Below are 19639 nucleotides of genomic sequence, written 5' to 3'. Positions count from 1 at the left end.
GGCGCCGGGAACGCGCCCGTCGGCATGGACCCGTCCCTATCGGAGATCCGGCCGGCGCGGGTGGATAACAGGAATTTTCGAGTCGGTTTCGAAGGGTGGGGCCGCGGTGCGGTCCCGGTCCGGAAGGGGCTCGTCCGCCTCTTGGCGACGCGGCGAATCTCCCATAATCTCCGGGCTGGAGGTCCCAGGTTTCCGGGGTCGTTCCCTGCGGGTGGTCCGCCGGAGGCCATATCCGGTGGTCCGCCGGATACGCCGTCGGCCACCACCGGACCGCCGATTGTGTCCGGGCCACCCGGCGGTCGATCCGAGCAAGGTGGTACACGCATGGAACTCGAACTTCGCCATCTGCGGACCCTCTGTTGCATCGCCGAGGCCGGCAGCCTGGGCCGGGCAGCGCTGCTGCTCGGCCGGAGCCAGCCTGCGGTGAGCACTCAACTGGGCCGCCTGGAGCGGCACTTCAGCAGACAGCTGTTCCTGCGCAGCGCCGCCGGGGTGCGGCCGACGCCGTTCGGGGCGCAGGTGCTGGCCCAGGCCCGCGAGGTGATCTCCGCCGCGGAGCGCATCGGGCGGTCGACGGCCGGAGCGGACGACACCGAGCCCGGCCCCGCACTGCGGCTGGCTGCCACGAACACCCCCATCCTGTCCGGACTGGTCCGACGGTTGCGCAAGGTCTTGCCCACCCTCAGGCTGACCGTCAGCAGTGTCTACGCCTCCTCGGACATCGTCGAACTGCTGGAGCGGGACGAGATCGACGTCGCCATCGGTGTGGACTATCCGGGCCGGGAACTCGTGCACTCCGACGCGCTGGAGCATCGCGGGATCATCGCCGAGCCGACCTTTCTGGCGCTACCCGGCGACCACCGGCTTCGGCACCGCACCGATATCGCGCTCGCCGAACTCGCGGGCGAGGCCTGGTTCCTGACCCCGGACGACGGGGCCGGCTGGCCGGGCGTCTTCCACGCGGCCTGCCGGACGGCCGGGTTCGCGCCCGCGGCGGTGCACGAATTCCTCGGTGACCAGCTCCAGTTGCAGCGGATGATCGCCGAGGGTATCGGTGTGTCCGTCGTGCAGGCCACGATCCAGCCGATCCCCGGAGTGGTCGTCAAACCGCTCACCGGCACCCCGCTGTGGGCGCGGTACCTGCTGGTGTGGCGCCGTGCGGGGCAGGCCGGTGACATCGCCGAGACGCTGTATCTCTCGGCGGCCGACGCCTACCGCGAACTCATCGCGCGCGCCCCCCACTTCCAGACCTGGCTGGCGCGCACCTACACCTCGCCCTGACCGGTGCGGCACCCGGACCGAAGACCCGGCCGGCCGCCAACCGCCCAGCCATGATCCGCAGTTGTGCCACGCGTCGGCGGCGGCGGCGAATGTGATGCCCACGGCACCGATGCTGTTATCCCCTACCTCATTGTCATGAACCGACGGCGCCGGCACGGTGAATGCCACCTCACATTGTCATGTGACATGGCATAAAGGAGTGCTGATGATGCGTCACCTCTTGTCCCGATCACTCGCCGTGGCGGCGGTCGCCCTGGCCACCGTCACCGGCGCGATCTCCCTGCCCGCCGCCGCGCAGTCGGCCGGACGAGACGCGTCGACCGTCTCGACCGCGTCGACCACGGCGACCACGGCGACCACGGCGACCAGACCGGACCCGGACGGCATATCCGACCCGCGCTCCGATCAAGCGGACCTCCGCAGAACACCGCTCAAGCAGGTCCGGCCGCAGACCCCGCCGCCGGAACCCGCGCGCACCCCCGTCGCCGCCAAGGCCGCCACCGCCGCCGCCGGACAGTCCTGTACCACCGCGGACTTCGCGTCCCGGTCCGACTCGGCGCTGGTGTCGTTCGTGAAGGCGTCCGAAACCAGCGGCTGTCTGTACAGCCTGTTCAACCTCTCGGGCGCCGACGGGAAGACCGTCTTCACCGAGGCCCACATGTCGACGATCGCCAACGCGATGCAAAGCGCCGCGGCGGTGCACACCGGCAACAACTCCACCAACCTGCTGCAGCTGCTGCTGTTCGAGCGGGCCGGGTTCTACGTCCAGAGCAAGAACACCACGACGATGCCCGCGTGGAGCACCGGGTTGCTGTCGAACGTCTACTCCGCGCTGGACACCCTCGTCGCGAGTCCGCACTTCCTCGACGTCGACGACGACAACGGCAAGATCGGCCACGAGGCGCTGTGGCTCACCGAGTTCGACCTGGAGCACCACTACCTCGGCGCCTACAAGAAGGTGCTCGACGCGTACGACAACAACTGGCAAGCCTCCTGGGACATGCGCAACTTCGCCAACTCGGTGTTCGGACCGCTCTACGTCTCCGGTGGTGACCCGAACTGGGTGTCCGCGCTCACCGCGGACCCGAGCCTGCTCGACACCCTGCACGACTTCACGGTCAAGCACCTCGACCTGGCGGGCGGCGACTACTCCTTCCTGCCCGGCAACTCCGCCACGGAGCTGAGCCGCACCGTCCAGTACCCGGCGCTCCGGGCCAAGGTCCGGCCGCTGATGCGCGACCTGACCGGCCGCTCGAGCATCCCCGGCCCGACCGCGCCGGTCTGGGTCGGCGTGGCCGGCATGGTCGACACCCACGACAAGGGCAACTGCTCCTACTACAACGCCTGCGACTTCGTGGCCAAGCTCAAGGCGGCCAGCCAATCGGTGACCTACAACTGCGACGCGACCCATCGCATCGTCTCGCAGAAGATGACCGCCACCGAGAACGCCGCGGTCTGTGCCAGCGTGCTCAACCAGGACGCCTACTTCCACGCGCTGGTCAAGGACAACGGCCCGATCCCCGGCGAGTACAAGGGCTCCATCGAGCTGAACATCTTCGGCACCCGCAGCGAGTACAAGACGTACTCCTCGTGGATCTACGGCAACGGCACCGACAACGGCGGCGAGTTCCTGGACGGCAACATCGCCGACCCGAACAACCAGCCGCGCTTCGTCACCTTCCAGGAACTCAACCAGGCCGACGGCCCGTGGGCCGGTGACGTGCGCAACCTCAACCACGAGTACACGCACTGGCTCGACTCCCGCTTCGACACCAAGGGAAGCTTCGCCAATCAGATCTCCGTCCCGGACATCTGGTGGCTGGAGGGCCTGGCCGAGCACGTGTCCTACGGCTACCGCAACGTCACCGACAAGTCCGCGATGGCCGAGGCCGCCAAGCACACCTACCGCCTGAGCACGCTGTGGGAGACCACCTACGAGAACACCAACACCACCCGCACCTACCCGTGGGGCCACCTCGCGGTGCGGTACATGTTCGAGAAGCACCCCCAGGACGTGGACACGATCCTGGCCAAGTTCCGCGCCGGTGACTACAAGGGCGCGTACGCGTACTACAGCAGCGGCATCGGCACCCGCTACGACGCCGACTTCGACACCTGGTTGGACGCCTGCGCGGCCGGCGCCTGCCAGGCCGGTGGCGGCAACGCCCCGACGGCGGACTTCACGGCCTCCGTCGCCGACCTGACCGTGACGCTGACGGATCAGTCCCGCGACACCGACGGCACCATCACCGCCCGCTCGTGGAACTTCGGCGACGGGACCACCTCCACCGACACCAACCCGGTCAAGACCTACGCGGCGGCCGGCACCTACACCGTCGCCCTCACGGTGACCGACAACTCGGGTAGGACGGCCACCACTTCGAAGGCGGTCACCGTCACCGGCGGGCAACTGCCGACCTGCCCCGGCTCCGCCTACGTGCTGGGGCAGAACTGCTCCCGCAGCGGCCTGTCGGGTGCGGCGGACAGCCTGAACTACCTGACCGTCTACGTCCCGGCCGGGGCGACCCTGACCATCACCACCTCCGGTGGCACCGGTAACGCGGACCTGTACTACAACCCGGACACCTGGGCCACCGACACCAACGCCACGGCATCCTCGACGGGCGGCGACAACACCGAGACGCTCACCGTCACCAACCCGACCGCAGGCTGGCGCTACCTCAGCCTGTACGGCCGGCAGGCGTACAGCGGCGTGACGATCACGACGCGGTTCTGACCCACCCACCGCACCACCGACAGGGGCGAGCGGCCCGGGCAACCCCCGGGCCGCTCGCCCGATTTCGGGCGCTGCGCCCCGTGGAGGCGGCCGGGCTCGCACAGGTCCGCCCCGACCCGGAACACGGACGGCGACGGCCGGTCGGCATCACCGACGCCGACGGCCGCGCGAACCGCCCGGTGCCGCCGCCCTGTTCGGGTGGACGAGCCGGCCCCGGGCCGGGCGTGGGCGCGAGCCCCACCCGGCGCGGGCCCAGGGGGCCGAGGTCACCCGGCCGGGGCTCCGGCGCCCGCCTCGCGCAGCACCGCCAGCAGTTCCGACCGGAACTCCTCCGGGCGCTCGATGTGCACGCTGTGCCCCGCGCCCTCGACCACCACCTCCCGGACCGGGCCGCCGGCGGCCGCGTAGCGGGCCAGGACGGCGCGGGTCTGGGCGAGCATGGGCTGGGCCGGGCAGCGGTCCTCACCCGGCCAGCCGGGGACGGCGCCCAGTGCGCCCAGGTGGGCCAGGTCGAAGAGCGAGGTGTCGGAAACAATCACGTCGGCCGAGCCCCGCAACCACAGCACCGGGGGCTTGGCTGCGGCGAGTTCCAGATCGTCGAGCCGAAAATGGGTCGGCGCCAGGCAGTTGAGCACGCCACGGTCACCCGGGGCGATGCCCGGCCACGCCCGGCTGGTGCGGGAGTCGCCGGGGTAGTGGTCGTCGCCGACCCGGGTGGAGAGCATCGAGGCGACATAGCCGTCGGCCTGCGCCACGGGCGCGGCGACGTAGCAGTCGGCGAAAACGGCGCGGGGTGAGAGCGGCGACTCCCCGCCGGTCTCGCCGGCCGCCAGCAACCGGACGAACTCCGGGTTCGCCGAACCGCCGCCGGAGCCCGCGCCGTCCGGGCTGTTCAGCCGCCCGTCGGTTCCGTGTGTGCCGCCGAAACCGTAGGGCGAGACCGGGTTGACCAGGGTCACCGAGCGCAACCGCTGGGCGTGGTCCCGCAGTTGTTGCAGGACCACGCCCCCGCCCAGGCTCCAGCCGACCAGGTGCACCCGGCCCAGGTCGAGCGCCTCGATCAGCGCGCTCAGATCGTCGCTGTAGTCGCGCAGGCCGCGGGTCGCGTCCACCGGCAGCGGGTCGGTGTCGCCGAAGCCGCGCAGGTCGAGCGCGATCGGCCGGTACCGCGCGGGTAGGTCGAGCATCGCCTGCCGCCAGAACAGCGAGGACGACACGTTGCCGTGTACGAAGACCACCGGCTCGCCGGAGCGTCCTTCGATCTGGAGGCAGTTGACGGTGAGCCGGGAGGTGGTGATCCGACCGGCGGCGATGGTGGGCGGCAGCATACGATCCCTCAGTCGATCCAGGCGGCGATTTGAGCCGCGACCGTGGTGTTCCAGCCGAGTTGGAGGTGGTTGGCACCGGCGACCAGGGCGGTCCCGCCGACCGTGCCGACCCCGGTGGTGTCCAGGGCACTGGAGACGAAGACCACGCCGTCGCTGGGTCCGCGGTTCTCGTTGAAGATGCCCAGGATGCTCGGTGTGCCGCCGGCCAGCAGGAAGGTGCGGACCTGGGCGGGAATGCCGGCCTGCTGCAGCGGTGCGATCAACGAGCCCGCGGCGATGGCGGATTGGATGCCGGTGCCGTCGGTGTAGAAGCCCTGGCCGCCGTAGTAGGTGGTGTACCAGTCCTGTTGACTCTGGTCGACCCCGTACGTACCGTCCCAGCGGGCCAACATCTGCCGCTGTCCCGGGTAGTCGTCGTAGCCGCCGGTCGGGGTGAACGCGTACTCGGGGTGCGCCTGGTAGGTGCCGTAGCAGGTCATGTGCAGGTGCGGGGAGGGCGCGTTGACCTTGCCGCCGCACTCCGGCCAGATGCTGAAATCGTGCGCCCAGCCGTGCGCGTAGGGGTAGTCGTAGCCGCCGTTGGGTCCACCCAGGGTGATCAGCTTCCGGACGTCGCCGGCGTACGGCCGCCCCCAGGAGGGCTTGACCGAGGAGACGTACGCCCGGGTGGACATCTCGCCCTTGCTCCAGCCGACCAGATCCACCTGTGCCACGCCCAGCCTGGCGCGGATCAACGCGACCGCGTCGCCCACCTCTTGCGCCTGCATCAGGTTGTCGCCCTGCTTGTGCGCGAAGCCGATGGCGAAGACCCGGTATCCCTGCGTGGAGAGGTACTGCATCAGCCCGGTATTCGGGCAGGAGGCACTCCCGCAGCCGTAGCCGCCCGACTCGCCCGGGTTGGCCCAGGCCCGGTCCGGGTTGTCGTTGGCGCCGTGCACGAGCAGCACCGGCACCTGGTGCGCGCCGCTGTTCCAGCCGGGCGCGGAATAGAGCAGGAAGCGCCCGGAATACGGCTGCTTCACCCCGCCGAAGAAGGTCAACCGCTGACCGTCCTGGTCACCGCGACCGTCCGGCGGGTACTGCTCCTGCCGGAATCCGGCGGTGGTGTCGAGATAACGCTCGACATGGTCCCAGCCGTTGGCCGGCGTGTCGTACCTCGCCTCCATCGTGAGGTAGGCCGGCGCCGCGGCCGAGGCGGGCGGCGCTCCGGCGAGCCCGGTCAGCAGCGCGAGCAACACCGCGAGGATCCAGCCGCCAAACCTTCGCACCATCGTCGACTCCTCCGCCCGGCGGGCCCGGAGCGGCCCGCCCCGACACGGTAGGCGGGACCGGCGGGCCGGGCCCATGAGGGCGGCCCACACGACGAGCGGCCACGGGTGTGGGTCACACCCCTGGTCCCGGGTCCCCCACCGCGTCTCCCGTCCCGCCGACGTCGAGCGGATGTCGGGCAACTGCCGCACCGGGTGTGGTCCACGACCATGCCCGGGCGGCAGCGGATGAGGCTCGACGCCATGGACGCGGCCCGGGCACCGCCATACCGTCGTGCGGAGATACGACGCCCGACCCGGTGCGGGCGCGCCCCACCAGTCTCGAAGGAGCCGGCGATGGCGGACACCACGGAAGGCGGCGCCGTACCCGCCGCGGGCGTCGAGGCCGGCCCGACGGTCCGCGTGCCGGGAGCCGAACACCAACGGGCCGTGCGGCTCGGGGATCTGACCACCGTCGGCACCGCCGCCGAGGGGCACACCGTGCTCGCGGACTGGGCGCACCTGCACGCGTCCGGGACCGCACGGCCGAAACCGGTGCCGGGACTGCAGATCGACGGCTACTTCCCCGCCGAGACCCGACTGAATCCGCATCACGGCTGGCACCACGACGCGCAGTTCGTACTGCGCCTGCCCGACGACTGGAACGGCAAACTGGTCGTCACCGCCGCTCCGGGTATCCGACGCCAGTACGCCGGCGATCGCATCATCGCCGACGGGGCGCTCGCCGCGGGCTATGCCTACGCGGCCACCGACAAGGGCAATTCCGGCCCCGACTTCCACACCGCGGGGCGCCGCCCCGGTGACGCGCTCGTCGACTGGTCCCGCCGGTTGTCCGAACTCGCCGTCGCCGCGCGCATGGTGGTGCGCCGCCACTACGGCACGGAACCGCACCGCACCTACGTCACCGGGATCTCCAACGGCGGCTACCTGACGCGCATTCAGCTCGAACGGCACCCGGACCTGTACGACGGCGGGGTGGACTGGGAGGGCCCACTGTGGCGGGCCGAAGGACCCAACCTGTTCACCCATCTACCGGCGATGCTGGCCCACTATCCGCGCTACCGGGACAGCGGTGACCGGGACGCGTGGGCCCGGCTGATCGACGCGGGGCTGCCGGCCGGCTCGGAGTTCCTGTGGCAGATCCACCACCGGACGTACTGGGATCTCACCCAACGCACCTACCGGGCGGTCTTCGACCCGCACTACCCCGGCCCGCTGCTCCCGCCCGCCGGTATCCCCTTCGGCGGCACCGGCGAAGCCGGCAGCGACGCCGACTACGACTACCCGAACCGCCCCGGCGCCGTCCACGAGGCCGTCGCCCGGGTCGAACTCACCGGGGCGATCGGCAAACCCCTGCTTTCCCTGCATGGGACTCTCGACGCGTTCCTGCCCATCACGCTGCACTCCGACCGCTATGCCGACCTCGTCACCGCCGCCGGTCGCGGCCGGCTGCACCGCCAGTACCGCATCGAGGGCGGCAACCATGTCGACGGATTCTGCGACCTCTTCCCCCGCCGGCTGCGTCCTCTCCTGCCCGCCTACCGCACCGTGTTCAAGGCCCTCGAGGACTGGGTCGAGCGGGGCACGAACCCGCCGTCCAGCCGCACCGTGGCCTGGCACGAGGGCGTCGACGACGGGGACATCCGCACCTGGTGACCCTCGGGCGTGTCTTCAAGCCCGAGGCCGCGGGTTCGGGCGGCTCATCGGCACGCGCGCCGCGATGCCGCCGCGGCCACGGGATCGGGATGGGGCTTCGGGCCACGGTGTACCCCGCGACTATGGCGATGGACTCCATGTGCCCGCAGGCTCGTGCTGCCTACGGTATGGCCATGGCAACCAGTGCGGACACCGGCGACCTCTCGCCCACCCCCCTCGACGACCCATTCCTGGCCGGACGCGTCGCGTTGGTGACCGGGGCGGCGAGCGGGATCGGACGCGCCTGCGCCCTCGCGTTCGCCGCTGCGGGCGCGCACGTGCACGTCGTGGACATCGCGGTGGAGGCGGCCGAGGCGGTCGCCGAGGAGATCGGCGGCACCGCGCACCGGACCGATCTGGCCGATCCGGACGCCGTCGACGCCCTGCCGGCCCGGGTCGACATCGTGGTGAACAACGCCGGCCTGCAACACGTGGCGCCGATCCAGGAGTTCCCCCTCGAACAGTTCACCCTCATCCACAAGGTGATGGTGGAGGCGCCCTTTCGCATCATGCGCCGCACTCTGCCGCACATGTACGCGCAGCACTGGGGACGCATCGTCAACATCTCCTCGGTGCACGGTCTGCGGGCGAGCGCGTTCAAGTCGGCGTACGTGGCCGCCAAGCACGCCCTGGAGGGACTCAGCAAGGTCGCCGCCCTGGAAGGCGCTCCGCACGGGGTGACCAGCAACTGCGTCTGCCCCGGCTACGTCCGCACACCGCTGATCGAGAGTCAGATCGCCGCCCAGGCGACCGCGCACGGGATCCGCGCCGACGACGTGGTCCGCGACATCCTGCTGGACCGCACGGCGATCAAGCGGCTGATCGAACCCGAAGAGGTCGCCGCCACGGCCCTGTTCCTGTGCCGACCACACGCCCGCCACGTCACCGGAACCTCGTTCGCGCTGGACGGCGGCTGGACCGCGCACTGACTCGCCCGCCGCGGTCGCGCCCGGCCGGCATCGTGCTCGTCGTGGCGTACCTGCACACGCCTCGATGCCCGGTCGTGTCCCGTGGCACCATGTCCTGCTTCGGCGGGGGCGTCCACGGTGGCGCACACCTCCCTTCCCTGCCACCACCTCGGCGGACGGACCACCATGGCACGGCAACACCCCGGGCACACCGCACGATTGACCCCGGACCTCTTCGACCTCCTCTCCGCGGACGCGCCCGCCGAGGACTTCCGGGCCCTGACCGCGCGGGCCCGCGCGGCTGGTGCCGCTCCCGAGGACCTCGCGGAACTCGCGGACGCCACCGCGAAGGCCCTGCGGATCCGCGGCACGCTGCGCGAACACCGGCGCCGGGAGCGGGAGTTGACCGCGTTGTTCGACACCGCGAGCGACCTCGCGGCACTGCGGGACCTGGACTCGGTGCTGCGCTCGATCGTGCGCCGGGCGAGGATGTTGCTCGGCACCGACACCGCGTACCTGACGCTGCCCGACGAGGAGGCCGGCGACACCTACATGCGGGTGACCGACGGGTCGGTCTCCCCGATCTTCCAGAGCCTGCGCCTGGGGCTCGGGGACGGACTCGGCGGCCTGGTCGCGCAGACCGCGCGGCCGTACGCGACCCCCGACTACCGCACGGACACCCGCTTTCGGCACGTCGACCGGGTCGACGTGGGCGTGTCCGACGAGGGACTGGTCGCCATCCTCGGCGTGCCCCTCCTGCTGGGTTCCACGCGCGGGGACGGCGGCAAGGTGGTCGGTGTCCTGATGGCCGCCGACCGGGCCCCGCGCACGTTCGGCAGCGACGAAGTGGCGCTGCTGAGCTCGCTGGCCACTCACGCCGCCATCGCCATCGACACCGCGCGCGCCCTGGCCGACACCCGTGCGGCAGTCACGGAACTGGCCGAGGCCAACACCGTCATCCGGGCGCACGCCGACGCGGTGCAGCGCGCCGAGGAGGCACACGACAAGCTCACCGACCTGGTGTTGCGCGGCGGCGACCTGCCGGACGTGGCCGCCGCGGTCGCCGAACTCCTCGGCGGGTTCGTCGCCGTCCACGACACCGACGGCCTGGACCTGACCGGCAGCGCGACGGACGGCGACTGCACCCCGCTCGGCCGCGTCGACCTGGTCCGGGCCGCCGAGGAGTCCCAGGCACTCGGGCGCGCGGTGGCGCGGCACGGTGTGTGGGTCTGCGCCATCCTGGCCGGGCCCGAGGCCCTCGGCAGCCTGGTGCTGCACCGCGCCGATCTCGAGGACGCCGACCGTCGGGTCTTCGAGCGGGCCGGCGTCGTGGCCGCGCTCCTGCTGTTGCTGCGCCGCTCGGTCGCGGAGACCGAGAACCGGGTCCGCGGCGAGTTGCTGGCCGACCTGTTGACCGATCCCGACCGCGATCCCGCGTCCTTGTCGGCCCGGGCGGGCCGTTCCGGAATCGATCTCGACCGCCCCCACCTGGTCCTCGTCGCGGACACCGCGACCTCGGCTCAGGAGCGGCTCGCGGCCCGCGCCCGGCAGTACCTGTTCGGGGGCGGCGGGGTGACCGCGCAGCACGCCGGGTCCACGGTGTTGCTCCTGCCGGACGACGGCACGCCGCCGGGGGAGGCGGCCCGACGCGCCGCGAGCCGGCTCGGCGCAGGTACCGCGGCGCCGGTCACGGTCGCCGCGGCGGGTCCCGCCACGGGTGTGCGCGCCATCGCCGCGGCCCACGCCGAGGCGGCCCGCTGCCTGCGTGCCCTGGTCGTGCTGGGCCGCGCCGGCGACGGCGCGTGCGCCGCGGAGCTGGGGTTCCTGGGCGTCGTGCTCGGCAACCGGCAGGACGTCGAGGCGTTCGTCGGTGACGCGTTGGGTCCCTTGCTGGCGTACGACACGCGGCGTGGCACCGAGCTGGTGCGCACGCTCCGCGCCTACTTCGCGTGTGGCGGCAGCCTGACCCGGGCCAAGGACGAGCTGCACATACACGTCAACACGGTCGTCCAACGCCTGGACCGCGTCGAGGCCCTCCTGGGGCCGGAGTGGAACCACCCGCAACAAGCACTCGAACTACAACTCGCCCTGCGCCTGCACCAACTCACCGAACGTGCTCCGCGCCGTTGACGAATCGTTCGCCTCGCCCGATCGAAGCACTTCACCCGGCCCGGGCCCGTCAACCATCGGAGGCCGACCGGGCTCGCCGACCTCCGGTGCCGGCGCCCTCCGGCCTTGACCACCGGCCGGTTCGGCGCGTTCGGACGTCGAACCGGTCGGGCGTCGCCACCCGCCGTGTCACGGTCGGCTCCATGGCCCTACAGCTTGGCGCCGCCGTCCACGTACAACGTTTGGCCGGTGATGTACGAGGCTTCGTCGCTGCACAGGAAGGCGGCGGCCGCTGCCACATCCTCGGGGAAGCCGACGCGCTTGACCGGGTTCTTCTCGGCGCCGAGTCTGCGGAACTCCTCGACGTGCATGTGCAACCGTGCCGCCGTCGCGTCGGTCATCTCGGTGACGATGAAACCCGGCGCGATGGCGTTCACGTTGATGCCGAACGGGCCCAGTTCGATACCCAGCGACCGGGTGAGGCCCTGGATTCCCATCTTCGCGGTCGCGTAGTTCGCCTGCCCGCGCTTGCCGAGCGCGGAGGTACTGGAGAGGTTGAGAATCTTCCCGTACCGCTGCGCGACGAAGTGTTTCTGCGCGGCCCTGGTCATCAGGAACGCGCCCTTGAGGTGCACGTTCATCACGAGGTCCCAGTCGTGCTCGGTCATCTTGAAGACCAGGCTGTCGCGGGTGACGCCGGCGTTGTTGACCAGTACATGGATGCCGCCCAACTCCTCGACGACGCCGCCGACCGCCGCCTCGACGGCGGCCTCGTCGCCGATGTCGGCACCGATCGCGTACGCCTTCGCCGGCTCGGTCAGCGGCAATGATCCGACGGCCTCGTGCGCCGCCCCCTCGTCGAGATCGACGATCGCGATCGAGGCGCCCTCCGCTGCGAGCCGGGTGGCGATGCCCAGCCCGATCCCACGTGCCGCCCCGGTCACCACCGCGACCCGTCCGTCGTAACGACCCATCGATGCAGCTCCCTGTCCTGGTGTCCGTTGTGGTCTGTGGTTCCGTGGCTCGGCGGGCGCTACGCCAGGAGCTCGAAGATGGTGGCGTTGGCCTGGCCGCCGCCTTCGCACATGGTCTGAAGCCCGTAGCGGATGCCGCGGTCGACCATGTGGTGGATCAGGGTCGTGGCGATCCGCGCGCCGGACCCACCGAGCGGGTGGCCCAGGGCGATGGCGCCGCCGAGCGGGTTCAACGCCTCCTCGGGCGCGTGGAATTCGGCCTGCCAGGCGAGCGGCACCGAGGCGAACGCCTCGTTCACCTCGAAGGCGCCGATGTCGGCGATGCTCAGCCCGGACTTGGCCAGCACCTTGGCGGTCGCCGGAATGGGGCCGGTGAGCATGAGGTTCGGGTCGCTGCCGACCACGACGGCCGTATGCACCCGGACCAGCGGCCGCCAGCCGTTGGCCCGCGCGATCTCCGAGGTGGTGATCAGTACGGCGGCGGAGCCGTCGCTGATCTGCGAGGCGTTGCCGGCACTGACCACGCCGTCCTCGAGGAAGGGGGTCTGCAGGCGCGCCAGGATCTCGATCGAACTGTTCGGCCGGATCCCCTCGTCCGCGTTCACCCGTCCTCCCGGCGTTTCGATCGCCACGAGCTGCGCGTCGAACGCCCCGGCGGCGACGGCACGGTCCGCGCGCTGGTGCGAGCGCACGGCGTACGCGTCGAGGTCGTGGCGACTCAACGACCATTCGCGGGCGATCCGCTCGGCGCCCAGGCCCTGGTTCGGCATGCCGGGGCCGTATCGGTTCGTGTACAACTCCCCGAGCGGGATCTGCGTGCCGTACGAACTCCCCATCGGGACGCGGGACATCGACTCGACGCCGCCGGCCACGACCACGTCGTAGTGCCCCGCGACCACACCTGCCGCGGCGAACGAGACGGCCTGCTGGGACGAGCCGCACTGGCGGTCGACCGTGGTGCCGGGCACCGCCTCGGGCCACCCCGCCGACAACACCGCCGTCCGCGCGATGTCGAAGGTCTGCTCGCCGACTTGGCCGACACAGCCCCAGATCACATCGTCCACGAGCGCCGGATCCAACGCGGCGCGGGCGGCCAGCCCCTGAAGCACCCGGGCGGACAGGTCCGCGGGATGTACGCCCGACAACACCCCCGCCCGCTTGCCGATCGGGGACCGTACCGCCTGCACCACAACTGCGTCTCGCATGTCGATCTCCTGTACTCGATGCCACATTCGAACCACCGTGCGCCCGCGGTTGCCGGCACTCCCCAGGAGGCAGCCGGCAAGGCGGTCGGTCCTGCGGAGCCGCTCAGTCCTCGCGCAGCGGGAACACCCATGGCCGCAGCGGCGACCCGGTCGCCCCGCGCAGCCGCAGACACGCGGCGAAGAAGGCGAACTCGTACACCCGCGCCTCGGCGAGTTCCTCGAGGTTGAGCGCCTCGATCAGCGGCGCACCGGCTTCGGCGAGCAGGTAGGTGTGCACCGGCGTGTAGTTGTCGTCGTCCGTCGCGGGCCCCTGCTCGACACAGATCGTGTCGGAGCCGATGATCATCGCCCCCTTCTCGACCAGATGCACCGCGGCGGCGCGGGTCACTCCGGGTGGGTTGTCCCCCCACGCCACGTGGTCGGGCCACTCCCGCATCCGTCCCGTTCTGACCAGCACGACGTCACCGAGCCCGATGTCCACACCCTGCGCGGCAAGGCATTCGTCGACGTCGTCGGGGGTGATGCCGTAGCGATCCGGGAGCATGTCGACGCCGCGCAGGCGGGCGAAGTCGAGCAGGACCCCACGGGCCACGATCGGCGGCATCTTGTCCGCGCCCGAGACCTGCCAGTGCCGCGATCCCAGGTGTTCACGCTCGTTGAAGTTGTTGTAGATCCGGCCGTTGTAGCCGTAGTGGTTGAGGGTGTCGATGTGGGTGCCGGTGTGGGTGTACATCAGGATCGAGTCGCCCGAGTAGCCGATGTACTCGGTCATCTCCTTCGAGATGCCCGGCAGTCCGTCGTTCACGGTGCCGTGCGGCGTATGCGTCATCCAGATCTGGTACGCCGGGTCGCCGACCATCTGCCACGACGGCATCCCGATGAAGTAGTCCACGGACAGGTCGAACATCCGGGTGGCGTCGATGCGCTTCATCAACGCCGCACGCGACTCGGGGCTCATCAGATTGAGCCGGCCGATCTGGTCGTCGGGCCCGTACGGGCTGGTGGCCACCTCGCGGTGCGCGCCGGAAGCGTGGTTGTCGGGCATGGCTGGTTCTCCTTGGCTCTCCCCCGGTGGCGTGGGGTCAGATGTCCTTCGGCAGGGTGCGCCCCACCTGGGCGCCGGCGGCTCGAAGTACGGCCGGGGCGGCCAGATGGAAGTCGGTCGACCGTTGGTACGCGTCGGCGACGCGCAGGACGGTGGCCTCGTCGAACGGCTTGCCGACCACCTGCATGGAAACGGGCATTCCGCCGCCGTCGAAGCCGACCGGCACCGCGCACACCGGGACTTCGGTGAGGTTCCACTGCGGCGTGAAGGACGCGCTCGACCAGCGATCCATCATCGTGGGGTCGGTCTCGTCCAGGAGTCGTGCGCCGGTGGGCATGGTCGGCAGGATGAGGACGTCGCAGTCGCGCATCGCCTCGAACACCTCTCGGCGGAACACGGCCGCGATGTTCCTGGCCTGGAAGTAGTCCGCGGCGCCGAAGAGCGCGCCCCGGGCGAGCAGCCCGCGCACGTTGCCGCCGTAGTCGGCCCACCGGGCCACCAGATCGTCCCGGTGCTGGGCGAATGCCTCGCTCAGCACCACGACGGTGCCCGCGAACTTCGCCATGTCGGCGCTGGGCAGGCGCACTTCCGACACGGTCGCGCCCGCTTCGCGCAGTACGGAGATGGCCGCCGTCACCGCGGCCGTGACCGGCTCGGCGACGTTTCCGGGGTCGAAGAAGTAGCCTTTCGGCCAACCGATCCGCAGTCCGCGCACGGAGCCGTTCAGCGCGTCGAGGTAATGCGGTACGGGCTGCCGGCTCGACCGGGCGTCGCTCGGATCGTGGCCGGCCATCACCTGGAGCAGCTGCGCGCAGTCCCACGCGGAGCGGGCGACGGGACCGACCGTGTCGAGGCTCGGGGCCAGCGGCATCATCCCGGCGGTCGACACGCGCCCGAAGGTCACCTTGAGGCCGGTCACGCCGTTGAGCGCGGCCGGATGCCGGATCGACCCGGTGGTGTCGGTGCCCAGTCCCGCGACGGCCAGTCCGGAGGCCACCGCGACGGCGGTGCCCGAACTCGACCCACCCGCGAACCGATCGGTGGCCCAGGCGTTGCGCGACGTCGGGAAACCGTTGGCGGGGTCGTTCGACGCAAGGGCGAACTCGTGTGTCGTCGCCTTGCCCACCGGGATCGCGCCGGCGTCCCGCAGCCGCGCCACCACGGTCGCGTCGCGGTTGCCCTGCCACCGGGACGGTACGACCACGCTGTTCGCGCGGGTCGGTCCCTCGATCGTCGCGATGACATCCTTGATCGCCAGGGGGATCCCGTGCAGCGGGCCTCGGTCGTGCCCGGCCCTCAGCTCGCGATCGGCACGATCGGCCGCCTCGAGCGCGGCGTCGCGGAACGTGCTGACGTACGCTCCGAGTTCGCCGTCGAGGCGATCGATCCGCGCGAAGATGTCGGTGGTGAGTTCGGTTGCCGAGATCGTCCCGTCGCGGAGCTTGCGCGCGGTCGACCGGATCGTCTCGGCGGTGGCTCGGTGGGCGGGCGGAGCCGTCGGGGCGAGCGCCCGGTAGGTCTTCGGGGCCGACACCGCACGGGGGATGCCGTCGGTGGCGGTTCGATGCAGCTCGTCGGCCTGGTGGCGCAGCGTCGGGTAGTCGCCGGCGATGGAGGTGAGTTCGTCGTCGGGAACCGCCAGACCGACGGCGTCGAACAGCGCCCGTACGTGCCGCTCGGCCGACGTGGTGACGACGCGTCCACCGGCCGCGCAGGGGGATGCCTCGGGTCGAGTCATCTGTCGAGCAGACTCGTGTAGCGGCCGCGCAACATGTCCCGGCTGATGATCATCCGTTGGGTCTCGGTGGAGCCCTCGCCGATGCGCCGGATCCGCAACTCGCGGTACCAACGCTCGAGCGGCAGGTCCTTGGCGACCCCGTAGGCCCCGTGGATCTGGAGGGAGCGGTCGACCACCCGGGCGGCCGCCTCGGTGGCGACGATCTTCGCGATCGCCGCTTCGGTCCGGAACGGCTTGCCGCTGTCGGCGCGTTCGGCGGCGTCCAGGACCACGCAGGCGGCGGTGCGCAGGTCGATCTCGTTGTCGACGAGCATCCACTGGATGCCCTCGTGTTCGGAGAGCGCGGCGCCGAACACCGACCGGGTGGGCGCGTACTCGACGGCCATGCGATGCGCCATCATGGCCACGCCGAGGCAGCCGGCGGAGTACGGGATCCGGTTCTTGGTGAGCCGCTCGCTCGCCAGCGAGAAGCCCTGGCCGACCTCGCCGAGGACCGCTTCGGCCGGGAGGCGGACGTCCTCGAACGAGAGTTCGGTGGGGTAGTGGCCCGAGCGCAGGGTGTGGATCACCCGGCTGACGGTGAAGCCCGGGGTGTCCGCGTCCACGATGAAACAGGTGATCCCGGCGCGCCCGGATCCCTGGTCGCCGGTGCGCGCGAACACGAGCCCGAAGTCGGCCTTGTCGGCGCCGCTGATGAAGGTCTTGGTGCCGTTGAGGATCCAGCCCGAGCCGTCCCGCTTGGCACGGGTCTGGATCGCCCGGGCCGGGTCGCTGCCTCCGGAGGGCTCGGTGAGCGCGAAGAACGAACTCTTCTCGCCGCGCAGCACCGGGAAGAGGTAGCGCTCCTTCTGCTCGTCGGTGCCCTCGTAGAGCTGACCCATGTCGGGTTGCCCGAAGGCGGAGTAGCACGGGGCGTACAGGCCGGCGCGGTGCTGGGACATCTCCATCGCCAGCAGGGTCCGGGTCACCAGGTCGACCCCGGCCCCGCCCCATTCCTCCGGGACGTCGAGGTTGTGGAGCCCCATCTCCTGTGTCTTGGCCACGAGTTGGGCCAGGACCGGCGCGCTTACCTCGCTCTCGTCCGGGTCGAGCTCCAACTCGAGCGGAATGATCTCCTTGCGCACGAAGCGACGGACGTTGTGGATCAGCGAGCGCTGGACGTCGTCGATGGCAAAACCCATGGTTGCTTCTCCGGTTCTAGTTCGGTCGCACGTGTCCGGTCGGCGCGTCGGCGCCCCGCAGGTTCCGCGGCGGGGTGCCGAACTCGTTGGTGAAGACCTGCGCGACCTCGCGGTAGCGCGAGATGTAGGCGTTGGTCCGCTCGTACCGGAACGACCGGCCGAGCCCCTGGTCGAGGCACTGGATGAGCGCGCCGCGCAGTCCGAACGAGGTGTGCCCGCCCGCGTAGTCAATGACGACGATTCCGTTCTCGTCGGCCACCTCGAAGACGCCGACACACCCGGGCACCGCGTTCACATGCTCCGCGGTCAGTGGGATCCAGGCCTTGGTCATCGAGACGCTCATCGGGCTGCCACCGCCTGGGCGGGGTCTGCTGCGATCGCCCGGTCGTCGGGCAGCAGTGCCCGGGGAATGTCCACCCATCGCGAACGCACGTATTCTCCAAGTCCTTTGGCCTGCGGATCGGGGCGCGTCGTGGCGGCGACCCCGTCGCCGAGCAGACCACGCACGACGAAGTTGACGGCGCGCAGGTTGGGCAGCTCGTACCTGTCGATGTCGAGCTCGGCGGCCTCGCCGAGCAGCGAGCGCAGCCGGGCCTCGTCGAGCTGGGCCACCATCCACGTGTAGACCTCGTCGGTGCGGGCCCACAGACCGATGTTGGCGTCGCCGCCCTTGTCCCCGGATCGGGCGCCGAGCACCCACCCCAGCGGCGCGCGGACGGTGTCGCCGTCGAGCGCGGGGCGCACGTCGCGGGGCCGCGTGCGGGGGGACTCGAACCGCTCCCTCGGCGGGTCGGGCACCACGATGCGGGATCCGTCGGCGAAGACGACCTCGGGGTGCAGGACGTCCGCGGGCACCAGTGTGGGCCAGTAGACGCCGTACGCGCTTCCCGACCGGCCGGCCTGTTCGACGTACATGCCGGGGTAGGCGGAGAGGGCGATCTCCCCGACGGCGTCGAAGAACCGCCGCCCCACCTTACGTTCGTCCGGGTCCTTGACCGTCACACGCAGGCGGGCCTCGGACTCGGGGTTGCCGGGCGCGTCCGGATGGTCGGTGCGCAGCAGGCGGATGTCCGTCTCCGCGCAGGTGTCCGGCCCGCCGAGCGCGTCGAACAACAACCGGACCGCGTGCTCGGCCTTGGCTTCGACGTCGAGCCCGGTGATCACGAGCGTGGCGCTGTTGCGGTAGCCGCCCTGGTGGTTGACGCACACCTTGACGGTCTCGGGCGCCGGGAAGCCTCGCACGCCGCCGACCCGGACCCGGTCCGGGCCGGCGTCGGACAGGGCGATGGTGTCGAACCGGGCGATCACGTCGGGGTTGAGGTACTCCGGCGTCGAGGTCTCGTAGAGCGTCTGTGCCGTGATGGTCTCCACCGTTACCGCGCCGCCGGTGCCGGGGTGCTTGGTGATCACGCTGGAGCCGTCCGCGGAGATCTCGGCGAGCGGGAAGCCGGGACGTCCCCGGTAGGGAAGCTCGGTGAAGAAGGCGAAGTTGCCTCCCGTCGCCTGGGCGCCGCACTCCAGGATGTGCCCGGCGACGACGGCGCCGGCCAGGCGGTCCCAGTCGTCGAGCCGCCAGTCGAAGGCCCACGCGGCGGGTCCGACCACCAACGAGGCGTCGGTCACCCGCGGGCACACCACGATGTCCGCCCCGCCGCGCAGCGCCTCGGTGATTCCCCACCCGCCCAGGTAGGCATTCGCGGTGACCGGCTCGACACCGGCGTCGGCGAGCGACTTCCCCGATCCGAGGTGGGTCAGCGGATGGCCCTGCGCCTGCAACTCGGGAAGCCGGCCGAGCAGGTCGTCGCCCTCGATGTGGGCGATCCTGGGCCGGAGGCCGAGTCGTTCGGCCAGGCGGCCGAGTTCCCCGGCGAGTCCGCCGGGATTGAGCCCGCCGGCGTTGGTGACGACCTTGATGTCACGGTCCAGGCAGGTACCGAGGATCTCTTCCATCTGGGCCAGGAAGGTCGACGCGTAGCCGCGCTCGGGGTTGCGTTGCCGGAGCTTCCACAGGATGAGCATGGTCAGCTCGGCCAGGTAGTCGCCGGTGAGGACGTCGAGTTCGCCGCCCTCGACCATCTCGCGGGCGGCGGAGAAGCGGTCGCCGAAGAACCCCGAGCAGTTCCCGATGCGCAGGACATCGCGCTCAAACGGCATGGTGTGCCCTTCCTCG

14 protein-coding genes are annotated in these 19639 nt (G+C 71.0%); 5 read left to right on the top strand and 9 right to left on the bottom strand.

The window, feature by feature from the left end:
- Positions 1-324: 324 nt before the first annotated feature.
- Both ABIA38_RS15940 and ABIA38_RS15935 read left to right on the top strand, forming a co-directional pair.
- The gene (locus ABIA38_RS15940) at positions 325-1281 is read left to right on the top strand and encodes a LysR family transcriptional regulator (RefSeq protein WP_424639295.1); all 957 of its coding nucleotides are present in this window, start codon (positions 325-327) and stop codon (positions 1279-1281) included.
- Between the two features lie 205 nt (positions 1282-1486).
- Positions 1487-4018 (top strand): collagenase, encoded by a 2532-nt coding sequence (locus tag ABIA38_RS15935; RefSeq protein ID WP_424639294.1) that lies wholly within the window; start codon positions 1487-1489, stop codon positions 4016-4018.
- A gap of 266 nt (positions 4019-4284) precedes the next feature.
- Here the strand turns inward: ABIA38_RS15935 and ABIA38_RS15930 are convergent, their stop codons facing one another.
- The gene (locus tag ABIA38_RS15930; RefSeq protein WP_424639293.1) at positions 4285-5346 is read right to left on the bottom strand and encodes an alpha/beta fold hydrolase; all 1062 of its coding nucleotides are present in this window, start codon (positions 5344-5346) and stop codon (positions 4285-4287) included.
- A gap of 8 nt (positions 5347-5354) precedes the next feature.
- Positions 5355-6617, bottom strand: a complete 1263-nt coding sequence (locus ABIA38_RS15925) for an esterase/lipase family protein (protein ID WP_424639292.1) — start codon at positions 6615-6617, stop codon at positions 5355-5357.
- A gap of 333 nt (positions 6618-6950) precedes the next feature.
- On the opposite strand from ABIA38_RS15925, the gene ABIA38_RS15920 reads away from it, so the two are divergent.
- The 3 genes from ABIA38_RS15920 (at position 6951) to ABIA38_RS15910 (ending at position 11347) form a co-directional block, all read left to right on the top strand.
- Complete coding sequence (locus ABIA38_RS15920; RefSeq protein ID WP_424639291.1) at positions 6951-8270, top strand: tannase/feruloyl esterase family alpha/beta hydrolase; 1320 nt, start codon at positions 6951-6953, stop codon at positions 8268-8270.
- 173 nt (positions 8271-8443) lie between these two features.
- A complete protein-coding gene (locus tag ABIA38_RS15915) occupies positions 8444-9238 on the top strand; it encodes a 3-hydroxybutyrate dehydrogenase (protein WP_424639290.1) in 795 nt (264 codons plus the stop codon).
- A 165-nt stretch (positions 9239-9403) separates the two neighbouring features.
- The gene (locus ABIA38_RS15910) at positions 9404-11347 is read left to right on the top strand and encodes a helix-turn-helix domain-containing protein (RefSeq protein WP_424639289.1); all 1944 of its coding nucleotides are present in this window, start codon (positions 9404-9406) and stop codon (positions 11345-11347) included.
- A gap of 188 nt (positions 11348-11535) precedes the next feature.
- Here the strand turns inward: ABIA38_RS15910 and ABIA38_RS15905 are convergent, their stop codons facing one another.
- From ABIA38_RS15905 to ABIA38_RS15875, 7 genes are all read right to left on the bottom strand, one after another.
- Positions 11536-12300, bottom strand: a complete 765-nt coding sequence (locus ABIA38_RS15905; RefSeq protein ID WP_424639288.1) for an SDR family NAD(P)-dependent oxidoreductase — start codon at positions 12298-12300, stop codon at positions 11536-11538.
- Positions 12301-12359: 59 nt separating this feature from the next.
- Positions 12360-13505, bottom strand: coding sequence for a thiolase family protein (locus ABIA38_RS15900; RefSeq protein WP_424639287.1), 1146 nt, complete (start codon positions 13503-13505; stop codon positions 12360-12362).
- A gap of 103 nt (positions 13506-13608) precedes the next feature.
- Positions 13609-14550: a cyclase family protein gene (locus ABIA38_RS15895; RefSeq protein ID WP_424639286.1), complete on the bottom strand. Its 942-nt coding sequence runs from the start codon at positions 14548-14550 to the stop codon at positions 13609-13611.
- A 37-nt stretch (positions 14551-14587) separates the two neighbouring features.
- Complete coding sequence (locus ABIA38_RS15890) at positions 14588-16288, bottom strand: amidase (RefSeq protein ID WP_424639285.1); 1701 nt, start codon at positions 16286-16288, stop codon at positions 14588-14590.
- Positions 16285-17469 (bottom strand): acyl-CoA dehydrogenase family protein, encoded by a 1185-nt coding sequence (locus ABIA38_RS15885; RefSeq protein WP_424639284.1) that lies wholly within the window; start codon positions 17467-17469, stop codon positions 16285-16287. The genes ABIA38_RS15890 and ABIA38_RS15885 overlap by 4 nt, the downstream gene beginning before the upstream one ends.
- A gap of 16 nt (positions 17470-17485) precedes the next feature.
- Positions 17486-17812, bottom strand: coding sequence for a DUF7508 domain-containing protein (locus ABIA38_RS15880; protein WP_424639283.1), 327 nt, complete (start codon positions 17810-17812; stop codon positions 17486-17488).
- Positions 17809-19623, bottom strand: a complete 1815-nt coding sequence (locus ABIA38_RS15875) for an acyclic terpene utilization AtuA family protein (protein ID WP_424639282.1) — start codon at positions 19621-19623, stop codon at positions 17809-17811. The genes ABIA38_RS15880 and ABIA38_RS15875 overlap by 4 nt, the downstream gene beginning before the upstream one ends.
- Positions 19624-19639 lie beyond the last annotated feature (16 nt).

The sequence above is a fragment of the Embleya sp. AB8 genome, assembly GCF_049739465.1.
Taxonomy (GTDB): Bacteria; Actinomycetota; Actinomycetes; order Streptomycetales; family Streptomycetaceae; genus Embleya.
The sequence above is the reverse complement of the archived record's forward strand: the minus strand, read 5'-3'. Positions and strand labels throughout refer to the sequence as shown.

What these genes read in the sequence shown, in the direction of transcription:
- ABIA38_RS15940 (WP_424639295.1), top strand. Translation starts at nt 325, where the DNA reads ATGGAACTCGAACTTCGCCATCTGCGGACCCTCTGTTGCATCGCCGAG.
- ABIA38_RS15935 (WP_424639294.1), top strand. Translation starts at nt 1,487, where the DNA reads ATGATGCGTCACCTCTTGTCCCGATCACTCGCCGTGGCGGCGGTCGCC.
- ABIA38_RS15930 (WP_424639293.1), bottom strand. Translation starts at nt 5,346, where the DNA reads ATGCTGCCGCCCACCATCGCCGCCGGTCGGATCACCACCTCCCGGCTC.
- ABIA38_RS15925 (WP_424639292.1), bottom strand. Translation starts at nt 6,617, where the DNA reads ATGGTGCGAAGGTTTGGCGGCTGGATCCTCGCGGTGTTGCTCGCGCTG.
- ABIA38_RS15920 (WP_424639291.1), top strand. Translation starts at nt 6,951, where the DNA reads ATGGCGGACACCACGGAAGGCGGCGCCGTACCCGCCGCGGGCGTCGAG.
- ABIA38_RS15915 (WP_424639290.1), top strand. Translation starts at nt 8,444, where the DNA reads ATGGCAACCAGTGCGGACACCGGCGACCTCTCGCCCACCCCCCTCGAC.
- ABIA38_RS15910 (WP_424639289.1), top strand. Translation starts at nt 9,404, where the DNA reads ATGGCACGGCAACACCCCGGGCACACCGCACGATTGACCCCGGACCTC.
- ABIA38_RS15905 (WP_424639288.1), bottom strand. Translation starts at nt 12,300, where the DNA reads ATGGGTCGTTACGACGGACGGGTCGCGGTGGTGACCGGGGCGGCACGT.
- ABIA38_RS15900 (WP_424639287.1), bottom strand. Translation starts at nt 13,505, where the DNA reads ATGCGAGACGCAGTTGTGGTGCAGGCGGTACGGTCCCCGATCGGCAAG.
- ABIA38_RS15895 (WP_424639286.1), bottom strand. Translation starts at nt 14,550, where the DNA reads ATGCCCGACAACCACGCTTCCGGCGCGCACCGCGAGGTGGCCACCAGC.
- ABIA38_RS15890 (WP_424639285.1), bottom strand. Translation starts at nt 16,288, where the DNA reads ATGACTCGACCCGAGGCATCCCCCTGCGCGGCCGGTGGACGCGTCGTC.
- ABIA38_RS15885 (WP_424639284.1), bottom strand. Translation starts at nt 17,469, where the DNA reads ATGGGTTTTGCCATCGACGACGTCCAGCGCTCGCTGATCCACAACGTC.
- ABIA38_RS15880 (WP_424639283.1), bottom strand. Translation starts at nt 17,812, where the DNA reads ATGAGCGTCTCGATGACCAAGGCCTGGATCCCACTGACCGCGGAGCAT.
- ABIA38_RS15875 (WP_424639282.1), bottom strand. Translation starts at nt 19,623, where the DNA reads ATGCCGTTTGAGCGCGATGTCCTGCGCATCGGGAACTGCTCGGGGTTC.